13 protein-coding genes and 1 pseudogene are annotated in these 15,040 nt (G+C 62.0%); 11 read left to right on the forward strand and 3 right to left on the reverse strand.

Annotated elements, in window-relative coordinates; genetic code table 11:
- Positions 1-254 precede the first annotated feature (254 nt).
- The 10 genes from JQ586_RS34585 to JQ586_RS34630 all read left to right on the forward strand — a co-directional run bounded on the left by JQ586_RS34585 (position 255) and on the right by JQ586_RS34630 (position 11,925).
- The gene (locus tag JQ586_RS34585; RefSeq protein ID WP_212399111.1) at positions 255-1,646 is read left to right on the forward strand and encodes an MFS transporter; all 1,392 of its coding nucleotides are present in this window, start codon (positions 255-257) and stop codon (positions 1,644-1,646) included.
- Between the two features lie 254 nt (positions 1,647-1,900).
- Positions 1,901-2,122, forward strand: a complete 222-nt coding sequence (locus JQ586_RS41240) for a LysR substrate-binding domain-containing protein (RefSeq protein WP_283815513.1) — start codon at positions 1,901-1,903, stop codon at positions 2,120-2,122.
- A 291-nt stretch (positions 2,123-2,413) separates the two neighbouring features.
- Positions 2,414-3,763: a PotD/PotF family extracellular solute-binding protein gene (locus JQ586_RS34595; RefSeq protein ID WP_212399113.1), complete on the forward strand. Its 1,350-nt coding sequence runs from the start codon at positions 2,414-2,416 to the stop codon at positions 3,761-3,763.
- 80 nt (positions 3,764-3,843) lie between these two features.
- Positions 3,844-4,722: an ABC transporter permease gene (locus JQ586_RS34600; RefSeq protein ID WP_212399114.1), complete on the forward strand. Its 879-nt coding sequence runs from the start codon at positions 3,844-3,846 to the stop codon at positions 4,720-4,722.
- Positions 4,719-5,609 carry an ABC transporter permease gene (locus tag JQ586_RS34605; protein WP_212399115.1) on the forward strand — a complete coding sequence of 297 codons (891 nt, stop codon included), beginning with the start codon at positions 4,719-4,721 and terminating at the stop codon, positions 5,607-5,609. The genes JQ586_RS34600 and JQ586_RS34605 overlap by 4 nt, the downstream gene beginning before the upstream one ends.
- A gap of 13 nt (positions 5,610-5,622) precedes the next feature.
- A complete protein-coding gene (locus JQ586_RS34610) occupies positions 5,623-6,729 on the forward strand; it encodes an ABC transporter ATP-binding protein (RefSeq protein WP_212399116.1) in 1,107 nt (368 codons plus the stop codon).
- Between the two features lie 31 nt (positions 6,730-6,760).
- A complete protein-coding gene (locus JQ586_RS34615; protein ID WP_212399117.1) occupies positions 6,761-7,246 on the forward strand; it encodes a (2Fe-2S)-binding protein in 486 nt (161 codons plus the stop codon).
- Between the two features lie 2 nt (positions 7,247-7,248).
- Positions 7,249-9,636, forward strand: coding sequence for a xanthine dehydrogenase family protein molybdopterin-binding subunit (locus JQ586_RS34620; RefSeq protein WP_212399118.1), 2,388 nt, complete (start codon positions 7,249-7,251; stop codon positions 9,634-9,636).
- An 11-nt stretch (positions 9,637-9,647) separates the two neighbouring features.
- Positions 9,648-10,445, forward strand: a complete 798-nt coding sequence (locus JQ586_RS34625; protein WP_212399119.1) for a xanthine dehydrogenase family protein subunit M — start codon at positions 9,648-9,650, stop codon at positions 10,443-10,445.
- Between the two features lie 16 nt (positions 10,446-10,461).
- Positions 10,462-11,925, forward strand: a complete 1,464-nt coding sequence (locus JQ586_RS34630) for an amidase (protein WP_212399120.1) — start codon at positions 10,462-10,464, stop codon at positions 11,923-11,925.
- 35 nt (positions 11,926-11,960) lie between these two features.
- Here the strand turns inward: JQ586_RS34630 and JQ586_RS34635 are convergent, their stop codons facing one another.
- On the reverse strand, positions 11,961-12,860 hold the full coding sequence (locus tag JQ586_RS34635) for a LysR substrate-binding domain-containing protein (protein WP_212399121.1): 900 nt from the start codon (positions 12,858-12,860) through the stop codon (positions 11,961-11,963).
- A gap of 851 nt (positions 12,861-13,711) precedes the next feature.
- Complete coding sequence (locus JQ586_RS34640) at positions 13,712-14,035, reverse strand: hypothetical protein (RefSeq protein WP_212399122.1); 324 nt, start codon at positions 14,033-14,035, stop codon at positions 13,712-13,714.
- Here JQ586_RS34640 and JQ586_RS34645 point away from each other — a divergent pair.
- A pseudogene (locus JQ586_RS34645) lies at positions 14,034-14,353 on the forward strand (DUF736 domain-containing protein). The gene JQ586_RS34640 and the pseudogene JQ586_RS34645 overlap by 2 nt on opposite strands.
- A gap of 106 nt (positions 14,354-14,459) precedes the next feature.
- On the opposite strand, the gene JQ586_RS34650 reads toward JQ586_RS34645, so the two are convergent.
- Positions 14,460-14,729, reverse strand: a complete 270-nt coding sequence (locus JQ586_RS34650) for a WGR domain-containing protein (protein ID WP_212399141.1) — start codon at positions 14,727-14,729, stop codon at positions 14,460-14,462.
- Positions 14,730-15,040 lie beyond the last annotated feature (311 nt).

Here is a 15,040-nt window from a genome sequence, read left to right on the forward strand (position 1 = left end):
ATGGGAGGCGTCGCAGCGCGTACTGGTGAGCGCGACGTAGAGGCGCGTGGAGGGGCGAAGGCAAATTCGTCGACTTCAGGGAACTGCTCGAGCCGGAGCCCGACTGCGGCGCGACCAAGATCCGCAACGTCTCCGGTGCTCTTGGGACGCAAGAGCACCCTCGTGCGGGAGGCGTTTTCGTTTCAGCAATCTGGCTCGACGCCTAGGCGTGAATGATGATTGCGAGAGTGAGACCAAACCATTTAGATTTGAGCGTGCCTTCGACCCCGGAAAACGATCCGCTCGACGCGTTACCGAGCCTGCTCTCCGCCAGGCCCTGGCAAGTCGCCATGATTGGCCTCGGCATGGCGACGGCTCAACTGGACACCTCCGTAAACATCGCGTTTCCGGCCATATCGCGAGGATTCGCGCTTTCGATTGGGGAAATCCAGTGGGTCGTGATTTGCTATGTGCTGACCTACGCCAGCCTGCTGCTGGCGTTCGGCCGCATTAGCGACACGGTTGGTCATGCGGTCGTGTTTCGTGCCGGCCTGGTCTGGAGCACCGTTGCACTGCTGCTGGTCGGATGGTCGCCAAGCTTCGGCGCGATGCTGTTCTTTCGTGGCCTGCAGGGCATTGGCGCTGCGCTGGTTCTGAGCTGTGGAGTCGCGCTCCTAACGTCGCTTTACGGCGAAGATCGACGCAGTCATGCGCTCGGCATTTACACCATGATGCTGTCTCTTGGCTGGATGCTTGGTCCTTTGCTTGGCGGCGCCCTGACGGCGGCCTGGGATTGGCCTTCAGTCTTCTGGTTTCGCGTTCCGATTGCCGTTGCAAGCCTGCTTTTCCTGCGGGGCGTGCCTGCATCGCTGCGGCGGCAGGCCACCGACCGATTTGATGCCGTGGGCGGTGTCGCACTGGGCCTGGGGCTGGTCACGATGCTGTTCGGCATCAATCGCGTACGAGAACTCTCTGCTATTTGGCTGGGATTACTGTCCGCGCTCTCCTTTGCCGCATTCATCTATCGCGAAAAGCGCGCGGCACGGCCGATTATCGCGTTTGATATTCTTACCCGGCCGGGTTTCGCACTGCTAAATCTCCTAAGCGTGCTCATCAACTTCGCGGCCTTTTCGGTGTGGCTGCTGGTGCCCTACTTTCTCGCGCGGGTGCCGTTCTATAGTTTGACGGAAAGCGGCGCTATCCTAGCTATGGCGGCGGCGGGCGCTGCCCTGTCCGCGCCGATCGCCGGCCGGCTTGCAGAACGCCGTATTTCGACCAAGTCGCTGGCGATCAGCGGCGCGGTGACCAATGGTCTCGGTCTGTTGCTCCTGAGCGCGTGGACAGAGCAAACACCGACGTTTCTCCGGATCACGGGGCTCGTGATACAGGGCGCCGGGCTCGGCTTCTTTCAGACGGCTTATGCCGACATCGTCACAGCAGCACTTCCTCTCAAGGATCGTGGTGTGGCCGGCAGCCTCGTCTTGCTGACGCGAACCTTCGGCACGGTAACCGCCGCATCGGTCGTCTTTCTCGTGTTCGAAATCTTGAGCGGCGACTATGGCTTCCTGGTGGGCTTCCAGAAGACCTTTCAGTTTGCGGCCGCGATGGCATTTGCTGCGGCTGCATTGTCATTGCTTTCGCACCGGCGGATACGCGACCCCTCCTGATCCGCCATGCGAGCCGCAAAACGGCGGCCGACTCGCCAAACCAGGCCCCGTCGCCAATCTGAAGGTCCCACGCGGGCAGGGAAGACCAGAAGCGAGAAACGGCCTTTGGATCGAACGCCTCCGGATTCAGCCGGAGGCAGCATAGGGCCCCACCATCGGGACTGGTCGTGAGGCGAGGGCAAGGCATCGCACTGACCGATGCCGGGCAAGCCGTGCTCGCGGCCGCACGGTAGATCGTCGCTCAACTGGATGACTTGCGGCATCTGGCTCAGGCCGGACGGCCGAGGGGCCGATTGCGCGTCGGTGCGATCTCGACGGCGTTGGTCGCCTTGATGCCCACCACCTTGGGCTGGCTCTCGGAGCAGCATCCGAATATCGAAATCAAGGTCGTGCTGGGGACGTCGGCAGGGCTTCTCAAGATGCTCGATGTGACGGAATCCATTCTCCTGGTCGACGGCGGATACACCTGCTGGTAGCGGAATTATCCGGCGAAAAACATCGGGTGCGGACAGGCGCTTCTGCCGAATTGGTAGAGCGCGAGTTCGGACGGCTTGATCCTGTCTCCAGAAAACGCGCTTGCTGCCTTCTTATGCGACCTGCCGAAGCGACGTGCACGCGGTCAGATCATTAACCTGGCTTATGTCGCGGATTTTTACTTCCAATTTTACTTCGGGAATTCCCGTCAATAGCCTCCCCATCAACCAAGCACATCAGCAGTCGATCGATGCCGATCGGTGTGCGTTTCATCGTAACCAACGAGGGTTGCCATGCTTGACAGGTACAAGGTGAAGTCCGGTTCCGGCCAGTCGGACACGACCAGCGGATCGGCGAAAAAGCTGAGCCGACGCACGCTGTTGAAGGGTGCGGCGGCGATCGCGGGCGGGGCCGCAGGCGCGGACGCAATCCGTGGATTTCCGACCATCTGGGCGCAGGAGATCAAGGACATCGAGCTTCGTCATGTCGGTGTGTCCTATTCGGTCGTGAAGGCGATCGGCGACCAGGCGGCCAAGGATCTCGGCTTCAAAGTGACAATGCAGAACCTCGACACGTCTGCCGCAATAAACCGGTTCATAAGCCAGCCTAATACAGTCGACATCGCCGATCTCGAGGGCTGGCAGGCGAAACTCGCTGCCAAGCGCGGGGTGATCCAGGGGATCGAGGTCAAGAAAATCAAGGAGTTCGACAACATCCTGCCGATCTTCACCAAGGGCGAGATCGATGGTCACAAGATCCCACGGCAGGGCATTTCGCCCTACGAAGCGATGTACATCTCGAAGCCGGACGCGACCGATCTGAACGAAGGCGTCACCGAATGGGCGACCTTCCTGCCGCAGGTCTACAATGCCGATTCCATCGGCTACCGACCGGATCTCGTCGGCCATGAAGTGACCGAATGGAAGGACCTGATCGATCCAAAGTTCAAGGGCAAGGCCGCGATTCTCGATGTGCCGGCGATCGGCATCATGGACGCTGCCCTGTGCTTCGAAAGCGCGGGACTGATCAAGTACGGCAACAAGGGCAACATGACGAAGGAGGAGATCGACTTTACCTGCAACAAGCTGATCGAGTTGAAGAAGGACGGCCAGTTCCGGGCGACCTGGACCACCTTCGATCAGTCGGTGCAGCTGATGGCAGCGGGCGAGGTGATCATTCAGTCGATGTGGTCGCCGGCGGTGGCCGCCGTGCGTGTCAAGGAGATCCCCTGCGTCTATGCGCCGGTCAACATCAAGAGCGGTAAGGAAGGCTATCGCGGCTGGTGCAACGGCATGGGGTTGATGAAACACCTGTCCGGCAAGAAGCTCGAGGCGGCCTACGAATATCTCAACTGGTACCTCTCGGGCTGGCAGGGCGGTTTCGTTGCTCGTTATGGCTACTACAGCCCGGTGCCGTCCACGGCGAGGAAATTCCTGACCCCGGCAGAATGGGCCTTTTGGTACGACGGGCAACCGGCACCGGAAGTGGTCAACGATCCCTACGGTGTGCCGATGGAGAAGGCCGGTACCAAGCGGGACGGTGGATCGTTCCTCGATCGGGTCAAGAATATTTCCTGCTGGAACACGCTGATGGATGAAGCCGCCTACATGAACAAGCGTTGGAACGACTTCAAGGTGGCGTAAATCCTGCTTTCCTTGACCCATGCGAATGCCGGCGCGGCGCGCGCCGGCATTCAGATCCCGATCTTGAGGCCGTTGCCGATATGCAGCCAAGTTCGACGCCGTCAAGCGCAAATCTCGCAGGCTGGCTCTACGTGTCGCCGCTGGTCCTGGTGCTGGTGCCGTTCTTCGTGGCACCCATCCTGGTCGTTCTCGCGGCGAGCTTCTTTGCGACCGACGGGTTTGGCGGCCTGACACCCGGCTTCACGCTGGCGAACTACATTGAGGTGCTGCACTCGTCGCTGACGCTGAAACTTTATCTGGCGACCATCAAGTTCACGGTCTTGACCTGGGTTTTCACCCTGATCATCGGCTTCTTCGTGGCCTACTTTCTGGTGTTCCACGTTCGCAACCAGTTGCTGGCGATCGGCCTGTTCCTGCTCTGCACCGTGCCCTTCTGGACGTCGAACATCATCCGGATGATTTCCTGGATACCGTTATTGGGCAAGGAAGGACTGATCAACCAGGCACTGCTGGCCACCGGGATTATCCATCAACCGCTCGAAGTGCTGCTGTTCTCCGATCTGGCCGTCGTCATCGCCTACGTCCATCAGCTGACCATCTTCATGATCGTGCCGATCTTCAATTCCATGGCGCGCATCGACAAGAAGCTCATCGAGGCGGCAATCGACGCCGGCGCCAGCCGCTTCGACATCATGCGCCTGATCGTGGTGCCAATGTCCAAAAGTGGCATCGCACTCGGCACCATCTTCGTGGTGTCGATCGTCATGGGCGATTTCTTCGTAGTCAAGGTGATGTCCGGCGGCGGCTCGGCCTCGGTCGTCAGTGCGTTCTACGAGGACGTCGGTGTCCTGCAATATCCGACTGCGGCGGCGAGTGCGATGCTGCTCACGCTGGTCCTGGTTGCGATTGTCGCACTGATCCTTCGCACGGTGGATATCCGCCAGGAGATCACGCGATGAGCGTGATCTCCGCCGGCATGCCCGAGACGGTCGCCCCGGCGACGAGAAAGGCGATTGCGCCGAGCAAGGGTGGACGACCCTGGACGTTCTACGCGCTCGCGACCGTGTTCACGCTCTACGTGCTCGCGCTCTACGGACCGATGATCTGCATCTACATCCTGTCCTTCCAGGACATTCGCGGCGGTCTCGTGTTTCCGATGAAAGGCCATTCGCTGCATTGGTTTGTCGATCTGTTCACGCAGGTCCGCACCGGCGACGTCAAGGGCGCATTCGATCGTTCGATCAAGCTGGCCATCCTCGTCACGATCATCACCGTGGTGATCTCGTTCCTCGCCGGGCTCGGCTTCCGGCGGCGCTTCAGGGGCGATGCCATCGTGTTTTACATGATGATCGGAAGCCTGGTGGCTCCGGGCCTCGTGCTAGGTCTCGGCACCGGCCTCTTGTTCCAGACCCTCGGCCTCAATGCCAGCTGGCACACCTCCGCGCTGGGCGCCCAGCTGTCCTGGACGTTGCCGTTCGGCGTACTGGTGATGTTTGCGGTGATGTCGCGCTACAACCGGGCCTGGGACGAGGCAGCGTATGATCTTGGCGCGAGTCGCTGGCAGACCATCTGGCTGGTGATCGTACCCGTACTGGCGCCTGGCATTGTTGCGGTGGCCCTGTTCGGGTTCACGCTCTCCTACGACGAGTTCGCCCGGAGCCTCCAGACCGCGGGCTCGCTCAACACGTTGCCGCTGGAGATATGGAGCATGACGCTGAACGTGACATCACCGTCGCTCTACGCGCTCGGCACGGTCACGACCATCATATCCTTCATCGTCATCGGCGCGAGCCTCGGGACCATCGTGGTGTTGCAGAAGAAGCGCGGCGGCGGGACGAAGGGCTAAAGGTGCTACGGGAATGACAATCGAGCGCGGCGATATCGAACTCGCAGGTGTCTGCAAGAGTTTTGACGGGGTCACCAATGTGGTCGACGGCGTCAATCTCCGGATTGCGGACGGTGCCTATTGCTGCTTCATCGGTCCGTCCGGCTGCGGCAAGACGACAATCTTGCGCATGATTGCCGGTCATGAGGACCCGACGGCTGGCGAGATCGTGATCGGTGGCCAGAACGTCGTGGGACTGGCGCCGGTGCAGCGGCGCACCGCGATGATGTTCCAGTCCTATGCGCTGTTTCCGCATCTCACCGTGCGCGAGAACATCGCCTTTGCGCTCCGCGTTCGCGGCATGTCGAAGACGGATCGCCTGCGCGCCGCAGATGCGATGATTGAGAAGGTCCGGCTGACGCAGTTCGCCGATCGCCTGCCAGCACAGCTGTCCGGCGGCCAGCAGCAGCGCGTGGCACTGGCGCGAGCCGCGATCACCGAGCCGCGGGTGCTCCTGCTTGACGAGCCGCTTTCGGCTCTCGACGAGCAGCTTCGGGTGCAGATGCGCCAGGAGCTTCGGCGGATGCAGCAGGAACTCGGCATCACGTTCATTCATGTCACGCATACACAGCTCGAAGCGATTGCCCTGGCCGATCTCGTCGTTGTCATGGAGCTGGGCAAGATCAAGCAGGCGGGGCCGGCCCGCGAGGTCTACGCCCATCCGCATGATCGCTACGTCGCCGAGTTCATGGGTGGCCAGAACGTGCTCACCGGGCGCGTCGAGAAAGTCAATGGCGCGAGCTTTGTGCTGGCCCAAGGGGTGACCGATGGCATCGAGGTGCCGTTGCCACCGCGCCCGACCGTCAGCATCGGTGACCAGATCGATATCGCGGTGCGGCGGGACGACGTCATCCTGGTCCGACCGGGGCAGGCGTTGCCCGCCGGCTGCAAGAGCCCGCTGCCGGGCCGGGTGCTTGCGATCGAGTATCAAGGATACTTCGTCAAGGTGATGCTCGACGCGACGCCGGATGACGACTTCGTCGCCTACGTGCCGGAGAAAATCTTCTTCGCCGATCCGTTCATCGTGGGCGATGCCGTGCTTGCGACCTGGGCAACCGATCGCGCCCGTCCACTAGCCTGAACAGACCCGTAGCGCACAGGGAGCTTTGATCGTGCAAATATCCTTCACCCTCAATGGCCGGCCAACCACCATGGATGTCGATCCGGCAACGCTCGTCGCCGAGCTACTGCGCGAACGGCTCAATCTGACCGGTACGCATATCGGCTGCGACACCAGCCAGTGTGGCGCCTGCGTCGTCCACCTCGACGGCCTGCCGGTGAAGAGCTGCACATTGTTGGCGCCGGCTCTAGATGGCGCGACGCTCGTGACCATCGAGGGCCTTCAGGGTGCGCCCGGCTCGAACCGGCTGCATCCGATGCAGGAAGCGTTCCGCGAGAATCACGGTTTGCAATGCGGTTTCTGCACGCCGGGCATGGTGATGACAGCCGTCGCGCTGGCCAGGGACAAGCCGGGCCTCACGGAAGCCGAGGTTCGCCACGGGCTCGAAGGCAACATCTGCCGCTGCACAGGCTATCAGAACATCGTGTTGTCCGTGATGGCGGGAGCAGACGCCATGCATGCCGCCAAGGGAGAATGACCATGGGCAACGTAATCGGGATTGGTGCGGCACCGAAGCGGAAGGAAGATCAACGTTTCCTGACCGGCCGCGGCAACTATGTCTCCGACATCAAGCGTCCGGGCATGACGGCGGGTGTGTTCGTGCGCTCGCCGCACGGCCACGCGGTGATCCGCGGCATTGACAAGACCGCAGCCCTTGCCGCGCCCGGCGTGATCGCGGTGCTGAGCGGCGAGGATGTCGCGGCCGATGGGCTTGGCTCCCTGCCTTGCGGGTGGGGCATCAGCGACGCCCAGGGCGTGCCGATGAAGGAGCCGCCATTTCCAATGCTTGCCCAAGGCAAGGCGCGGTTTGTTGGGGACATGGTGGCATTCGTTGTCGCCGAGACGGCGGAGCAGGCCAATTCCGCAGCGGAACTGCTGAACGTTGACTATGAGGTGCTGCCTTCGGTCGTCGGTGTGCTCGAAGCGGTCCGGCCAGGCGCACCGCAGCTTTTCGATGACGTCCCAAACAACATCTGTTGTGACTGGGAGCTTGGCGACAAGGCGGCCGTCGAAACCGCGTTCCGCAAGGCTGCGCACGTTGCCCGGCTCAGCCTCGTCAACAACCGCCTGATTGGCAATCCGATGGAGCCGCGCGCGGCGATCGCCGAATATGAACCCGGCACCGATCGCCACACGCTGTGGAGCACCAGCCAGTTTCCCCATGTGGTCCGCTTCCTTATGGGGGCGCTGGTCCTGAATATACCGCAGCACAAGCTGCGCGTGGTCGCGCCCGACGTCGGCGGCGGCTTCGGCGTCAAGCAGTTCCACTATGGCGAAGAGGCCGTCATCACCTGGGCCGCCCGGCGGGTGATGCGGCCAGTGAAATGGGTTGCGAGCCGCTCCGAGGGTTACGTGTCCGACCGCCATGGTCGCGATCACGTCACCGAGGCCGAGCTTGCGCTCGACGAGCACGGCAAGTTCCTGGCCTTTCGCGTCAAGACGCTGGCCAATATGGGCGGATACCTGTCGACCTTCGGGCCGAACATCCCGACCAATCTCTATGGTCCGCTGCTCGGCGGGGTCTACACGACGCCTGCGATCTACTGCAACGTGAAGGTGGTCTTCACCAACACGGTTCCGGTCGACGCCTATCGCGGCGCGGGCCGGCCCGAGGCGACGTTTGTGCTCGAGCGCATCGTCGATGTCGCTGCGACCGAGATGGGGATCGATCGGGTCGAACTGCGCCGCCGCAACATGATCCCGAAGGAGGCCTATCCTTATCAGACGCCGGTGCTGGTGCAGTACGATTCCGGCGATCCGATCGGTTGTCTCGACGGCGCGCTGGTGGCCGCGGACGTGAAGAATTTTGGTGTCCGTAAGGCGGCGTCGGCGCGTAAGGGCAAATTTCGTGGACTCGGTTACTCCACCTATGTCGAGGCTTGCGGCCTTGCGCCGTCGCGCTTCGCCGGACGGCTGGGTGCGCGAGGTGGGCTCTACGAGAGCGCGACGGTACGCGTCCATCCGACGGGGCAGGTGACGGTCATGATCGGCACCCATAATCACGGACAGGGTCACGAGACGACGTTCGCGCAGATCGTTTCGGACAAGCTCGGCGTGGCCTTCGAGAACATTGACATCGTATTTGGCGACACTGATCGCGTGCAGTTCGGAATGGGTACTTACGGCTCGCGTTCGCTCGTGGTGGGGGGCGCGGCCTTGTCCAAGGCGACGGACAAGGTGATCGTGAAGGGCAAGAAAATCGCGGCCCATCTGCTCGAGGCCTCCGAAATGGATATTCAGTTCGAGGCTGGAAAATTCTCGGTCGCGGGCACGGACCGCACAAAAACGTTCGAGGAGATCGCGGGTGCTGCGTATGTGCCGCACGACTATCCGCTCGAAGTGCTGGAGCCAGGGCTCGAGGAACAGGCGTACTACGATCCCGTCAATTTTACCTATCCCGGCGGTTGCCACATCGCTGAGGTCGAGGTCGATCCCGAGACCGGTACCGTGACGCTGGTTAACTACACGGCCGTGGATGACGTCGGCACCGTGATCAATCCGATGATCGTCGAAGGACAATTGCACGGTGGCATCGTGCAGGGCGTCGGCCAGGCTCTCTATGAGAACGCCGTCTACGACGAAGGCTCGGGCCAGCTTCTGTCGGGTTCGCTGATGGACTATTGCATGCCGCGCGCCGACCATTTGCCGATGATGACAGTCGCAACGCATTCAACCCTCTGCACGCATACGCCGATGGGCGTGAAGGGCTGCGGCGAGGTCGGTACCATCGGATCACCGGCCGCCGTGATCAACGCCGTCGTCGATGCGCTGTCGCATCTCGGCGTCACCCATGTCGACATGCCGGCGACGCCGAACCGGATCTGGCGGCTGCTCCAGAACGCGTCGCTGCCGGTCGCCGCGGAATAGGGAGGACGACAATGAAATCATTTGCATATCACCAGCCCGGTGGCATCCCGGAGGCCGCGAAGCTCTTGTCCTCCGTGGCGGAAAGCAAACTGGTCGCCGGGGGAATGACCCTGATCCCGACACTGAAGCAGCGGCTTGCCCAGCCGGAAGCATTGATCGATCTCTCCAGTCTCGCCGACCTGCGAGGGATCAGCGACGATGGCGCCACCATCACCATCGGGGCCATGACGCCACATGCACAGGTGGCAGCTTCGGAGCTCGTGCGAGGCAAGATACCCGCGCTTGCGGCATTGGCCTCAATGATCGGCGATCCGGCTGTGCGCAACCGCGGCACGATCGGCGGATCGGTCGCCAACAACGACCCGGCGGCCGACTATCCCGCCGGTACCCTCGGGCTTGGAGCAACCATCGTCACCAATGCGCGCGAGATCGCGGCCGACGCGTTCTTCCTTGGCCTATTCGAGACCGCCCTCGAAGCGGGCGAGATCATCACCGGGATTCGCTTCCCTGTGCCGCTCAAGGCAGGCTATGCCAAGTTCAAGGCGCCGGCCTCGCGCTACGCATTGGTCGGCGTGTTTGTCGCGCAGCTTCCCGCGGGCGTCCGCGTTGCGGTCACCGGTGCGGGGGCCGGCGTCTTCAGGGTTCCACCGATGGAGGCGGCGCTGTCAAACAATTTCGATGCCTCTGCCATCGCGGCGATCAAGATCGACGCCGATGGACTTACATCCGACATCCATGCTGAAGCCGACTACCGCGCGCATCTTGTGACGGTGATGGCGAAGCGAGCCGTCGGCGCAGCGCTGGGATAAGCCTTCAGGATCGAAGATGAGTGATGGTACTGCCCGAACGGCCGCCTTTCCGGCGCCGACTGGTCTTGGTTCGCTGTCTGCTGCCGAGATCCTCTCCGGCTACAGGCGCAAGGCATTCACGCCACGCGATGTCGTCGACGACACGATCGCGGCGTTGCAATCGGTAGACGCCGCCTGCAATGCCGTTGTGACGCCGATGTACGAGCAGGCGAGGGCGGATGCCGATCGCCTCACGCGGGAAATGCGCGCAGGCGAAGCCAAGGGCGCCCTGGCCGGCGTTCCCGTCAGTATCAAGGACCTGGTGTTCGTCGCGGGCGTGCCGGCTTACGCTGGCTCGCCACTGAACAAGGCTTTCGTGCCCGATGTCGACGCAGCGGTGGTGTCAGCGTTGAAGGCGTCAGGCGCCATCATTACCTGCAAGACGACCACCTGCGAGTCCGGCTACAAGCTGACCGCCGACAGCCCGGTCACCGGCACCACGCGCAATCCGTGGAATCTCGGGCGGACCAGCGGTGGGTCCAGCGGTGGCGCGGCGGCGGCGGTTGCAGCAGGTTGCGGGCCAATCGCAATAGGCACCGATGGGGTCGGCTCAATTCGTGTGCCGTCATCTTTCTGCGGCGTATTCGGTCTTAAGCCGACGTTTGGTCTAGTGCCGCGTTCCCCCGGGTTCGCGCCGCCATCCTGGGCCTCGCTTGCGCATACCGGCCCGATCACGCGCACCGTCGCCGACGCTGCCCTCACGCTCGAAATCATTGCAGGCCACGATCCGCGGGATCCGGCCAGCCTGCCAGTGTCACCACGCCGGTTCGACACCAAGGCCGTCCCGCTCGACGGAATCCGCATCGGCGCCAGCACCGACCTTGGCTATGCCGCGGTCAGTTCCGACGTGCGCGCCGCATTCAACAAGGCGTTGTCCATCCTGGAGTCCTGCGGTGCGCGGATCAGCATGGATGGGCCGGCGCTCGATCCCGGGATCCTCGAGCACACGCTGAAGCCGATCGCGTTTACCGAGCAGGCCGCCGCGGTCGCCGGCAGGACTGCCGCGGAGCTTGCCGGCTCGGAAGTCGACTATCGCGACGTCATCAACGCCGGCCGCCGCTATAGCGGGATCGACTATATCGAAGCCGGCTATCGCCGTGGCCAGGCGCGCACCGCGTTCCTCAAACTGTTCGAGCGGGTCGACGCGCTAGTGACGCCGACCGTCGCGGTGACCGCGTTCGAGGCCGGCCGGCTCGGGGTCGACCGGATCGATTGCGCCGCTGTCGACCCGCATCTCGGTTGGTCGCCGTTTACCTGGCCGATCAATCTCGCAGGGCTTCCCGCAGCCACACTACCGTGCGGGTTCGACCGCGACGGCATGCCTATCGGTTTGCAGATCGTGGCACCCTGGCTGGGCGAGCCGATAATTTTCCGGATCGCAGCCGCCTTCGAGGAGGCACAGCCCTGGTCGAAACTCTGGCCGCCCTTGGCACTGCGTTAGTTCAAACGCCCACGAGCAAATGGGTCAAAGAGAGCTCAGGAAATTTCGATCGGAATGCCGCGTCCGCTGAGCTCTTCGTCCAGCCGCAAATAATGCGCGAGGTAGTCATGCAGCGCGGTGGCTGCTTTCGACGTGGCGCCACTCGACTTGTAGAGCAGTAGCTCGACCTTGGGCAGCGGCGGCAACCCTTCATTAGGGCCGATCTCCCGCATCGCGGCCACCAGCGCGCTGCGGCCAAGCACGGTGACCGCCATTCCGGCGAAGGCGGCAGCCTGCAATCCGCCGACACTTTCGCTGACGCAGGCGATGCGCCAGCGCAGACTGGCACGCTCCAGCGCATCGATGGCATAGTCGCGATAGATATTGCCTTGGGGCAAAAGCGCCAGCGGAATCGGCCTTTCCTGATGCGCGACCGACTGGTCACCAGTCATCCAGACGAGCTGCTCACGCCGTACCACCTGGCCGCCGGTGAAGTCATTCATGCGCGTGACGAGCGCAATGTCGACGTCGCCGCGCTTGACGAGACCGACGAGCGGCGTCGATAGCGCACAATTGAGCTCGACCTGAATGCGGGGAAAGGATTTGCGGAACACGCTGAGGATCGAGGGCAGCATGAAGGCCGCATAGAGATCGGGCGTACCGAGCACGACCTGCCCCTCGATCTCTTGTGACGCAAGTTGCGAAATCAGCTCGTCATGCAACCGCAGGATGGACTTGGCGTAGGTCAGCACCGTGGTGCCGTCCTCGGTCAGCGTCAGCCTGCGCCCGCTGTGCACGAACAGCTCCTTGCCGGTCAATTCCTCCAGCCGCTGCAATTGCAGGGTGATTGCAGGTTGGGTGCGGCCCAACCGGCGCGCGGTCTCGGTGATGCTGCCGGTCTCGACGACCGAGATCAGCGACCGGAGCATCCGTATGTCTAGGCTGATGAGGTTCATGAGGTGTCCGCTTCGCCCAGATTCTATGCAATTTCCATGCTCAGAGGTGCGATGCCACGGCCCAACCGCGCAGGCTTATGACCCGAGAGAACAAGTGGCTCTCGGCACTTTTGCGTGTCGCTTGTGCGCCCCTTGCCCTCGTGCGCTGGGAATTCGAAGAAGCAGGTCTGCGCCTCCAACTCATGGAGAACAGCCACAGACCGGAAGATTGGTCAAACCGGATTTCTCGATCGATCCAATTGCAGCGGGTCATCGGGCTCAAAATATCCAAGCAGGATGAATGGTTTAGGTCGTTGGCTCACCAGGGTACTGCTTCGGGCGGTTTCCTCGCGAAAGAGGCTCAGAGCAAGAGTGTCAATCGGTTTTTGCCGTGACGGGTTACAGGCAGCGAGAGAGGCTCGCGGCGCCCGTCGCGGAGACCCGCGATGTCCAGACACCATCCTCGGGGGCGCACCGGTGAGGACCGGACAAGCCTTTATGACGAAATCACCACCCTGGGCGCGTTTGCGTTGGCGGCACGGCGTGGATGCGATTGACCGACCTTGCGGAGACCGCCCGCTCGAACCGGGTGGGATGGTGCAGAATCCGTCCCGGCCAATTCTTACGCGCGCTACGCGCGAGGCGACCGTTCACCGTCTTCGTCGTCGAACAGGTTCGCGTAGTTGGCGGCGTTGGGCGGGTCTGCTCGAGAACTGAGTGGGGAAGGGCAGTTCTTCTCAAAGTCCCTCGACCAAGCCGCGGCCGATCCGACCCACATTGCTACGGTCATGCGGCGTGTCGCTCCTTTCATTCCCTCGGAGACGATCCTGCCCTTTTTGCAGCGGATTGTTTCTCTTTCTACGACAAATCGTTCAGACCTCTTGTCCAGGACAACCGAAATACGCCACGTCTTCTCCCGAGATGTAGTTCAGCTCGCAGACGCACGTTGCCTCGTTGATGGCTTGATCTGGCCGAAGAGCGGCTTCGCCTCGATCGTCTGAGCCGCAACGCCGTTGATGCGCTTTCTTCCCCTGGGCTTCGCCCATTCCTCGCGAGACAAGAAAGTCGCCACAACGACGTCCTCCGCTGCGCTCCGGCTCTTGGAAAGCGGGTGCGTCGCCGATCGTCTTCTGCCTCCAGATCGCCATCGAGGCCGCGGTGGTCGCGGGCTCGAAACACAACAGGAGAAGTGACATGGCTAACATCGGTTCTTTCAAGAAAGTCGGCAACGATTTCCAGGGCGAGATCGTCACCCTGAGCCTGCAGGCCAGGGGCGTCCGCATCGTCTCCGAGACGAACCGGTCCAACGACAACGCCCCGAGCCACCGGATCTATGTGGGCCGGGCAGAGATCGGGGCAGCCTGGTCGAAGCGCTCCGAAGAGGGGCGCGACTACCTCTCGCTCAAGCTCGACGATCCCTCTTTCAACGCGCCGATCTACGCCAACCTGTTCGACGACGAGGCAGCGAAGGCTACACGCTCCTGTGGTCGCGGCCGCGTAAGAACGGCGACTAGGACGTTCCCCCAAGCCCCGCCCGACTAGGGCGGGGCTTCCAAAATCCAACGCCAACTCGCGGCGCATCGAGCATGCCGGCGGATTTGGATCGAGTCATCGACCACGCTAAGGGGAGCGATTGGATGTTCGACGCTCCGTTGGCCGGTAGCCTCGCCTGCGTTTCCGGCAAAGTAAATCCAAGAATAGTGCAACCGCTTCCCCTTCGGTCGCGAAGCTGTGCGTCATTTCCCGTCCACGGGTTCCTATGCGACCCCAGCGACGGGTCAAGCAGATGTCACCGAACAAGTTTGGCTCGATCGACATGACGTAGAAACGGGCCATGTTTTTCGAGGCATCTTTGCGTTCAACGTACAGACGATAAGGCTGCGCAATCATGACGGCAGCGTCCCGCATGATCGAATCCGCGTCCAATTGATCTTATGAATCGATCAGGGCAGACCGATTCAATTTCTAGAATCCTTCGTTTTGAACGATGAGTTTCTCAGCTGTTGCGCTCCGCGGGCAGCAATCCGATGACGCCGGTCGCTTCGGGAAATTCGTGAAGCATGCGAAGACCTGGCCCAACGCCGCGCCACTCATGACACGAGGAGTGCCATCTCAACTTTGCGGAGGGGTGTCATCCCTATATTGCGCTTACATTTGCGTTTCGCATAACTTACATTATGGAATATCCGAAATCGAGTTCG

The organism is Bradyrhizobium jicamae (genome assembly GCF_018130215.1).
In the GTDB taxonomy this organism is placed as follows: Bacteria; Pseudomonadota; Alphaproteobacteria; order Rhizobiales; family Xanthobacteraceae; genus Bradyrhizobium; species Bradyrhizobium jicamae_A.

Coding starts and splice junctions, on each gene's coding strand:
- JQ586_RS34595 (WP_212399113.1), top strand. CDS start 2,414: ATGCTTGACAGGTACAAGGTGAAGTCCGGTTCCGGCCAGTCGGACACG.
- JQ586_RS34600 (WP_212399114.1), top strand. CDS start 3,844: ATGCAGCCAAGTTCGACGCCGTCAAGCGCAAATCTCGCAGGCTGGCTC.
- JQ586_RS34605 (WP_212399115.1), top strand. CDS start 4,719: ATGAGCGTGATCTCCGCCGGCATGCCCGAGACGGTCGCCCCGGCGACG.
- JQ586_RS34610 (WP_212399116.1), top strand. CDS start 5,623: ATGACAATCGAGCGCGGCGATATCGAACTCGCAGGTGTCTGCAAGAGT.
- JQ586_RS34620 (WP_212399118.1), top strand. CDS start 7,249: ATGGGCAACGTAATCGGGATTGGTGCGGCACCGAAGCGGAAGGAAGAT.
- JQ586_RS34625 (WP_212399119.1), top strand. CDS start 9,648: ATGAAATCATTTGCATATCACCAGCCCGGTGGCATCCCGGAGGCCGCG.
- JQ586_RS34630 (WP_212399120.1), top strand. CDS start 10,462: ATGAGTGATGGTACTGCCCGAACGGCCGCCTTTCCGGCGCCGACTGGT.
- JQ586_RS34635 (WP_212399121.1), bottom strand. CDS start 12,860: ATGAACCTCATCAGCCTAGACATACGGATGCTCCGGTCGCTGATCTCG.
- JQ586_RS34640 (WP_212399122.1), bottom strand. CDS start 14,035: ATGTCACTTCTCCTGTTGTGTTTCGAGCCCGCGACCACCGCGGCCTCG.
- JQ586_RS34650 (WP_212399141.1), bottom strand. CDS start 14,729: ATGATTGCGCAGCCTTATCGTCTGTACGTTGAACGCAAAGATGCCTCG.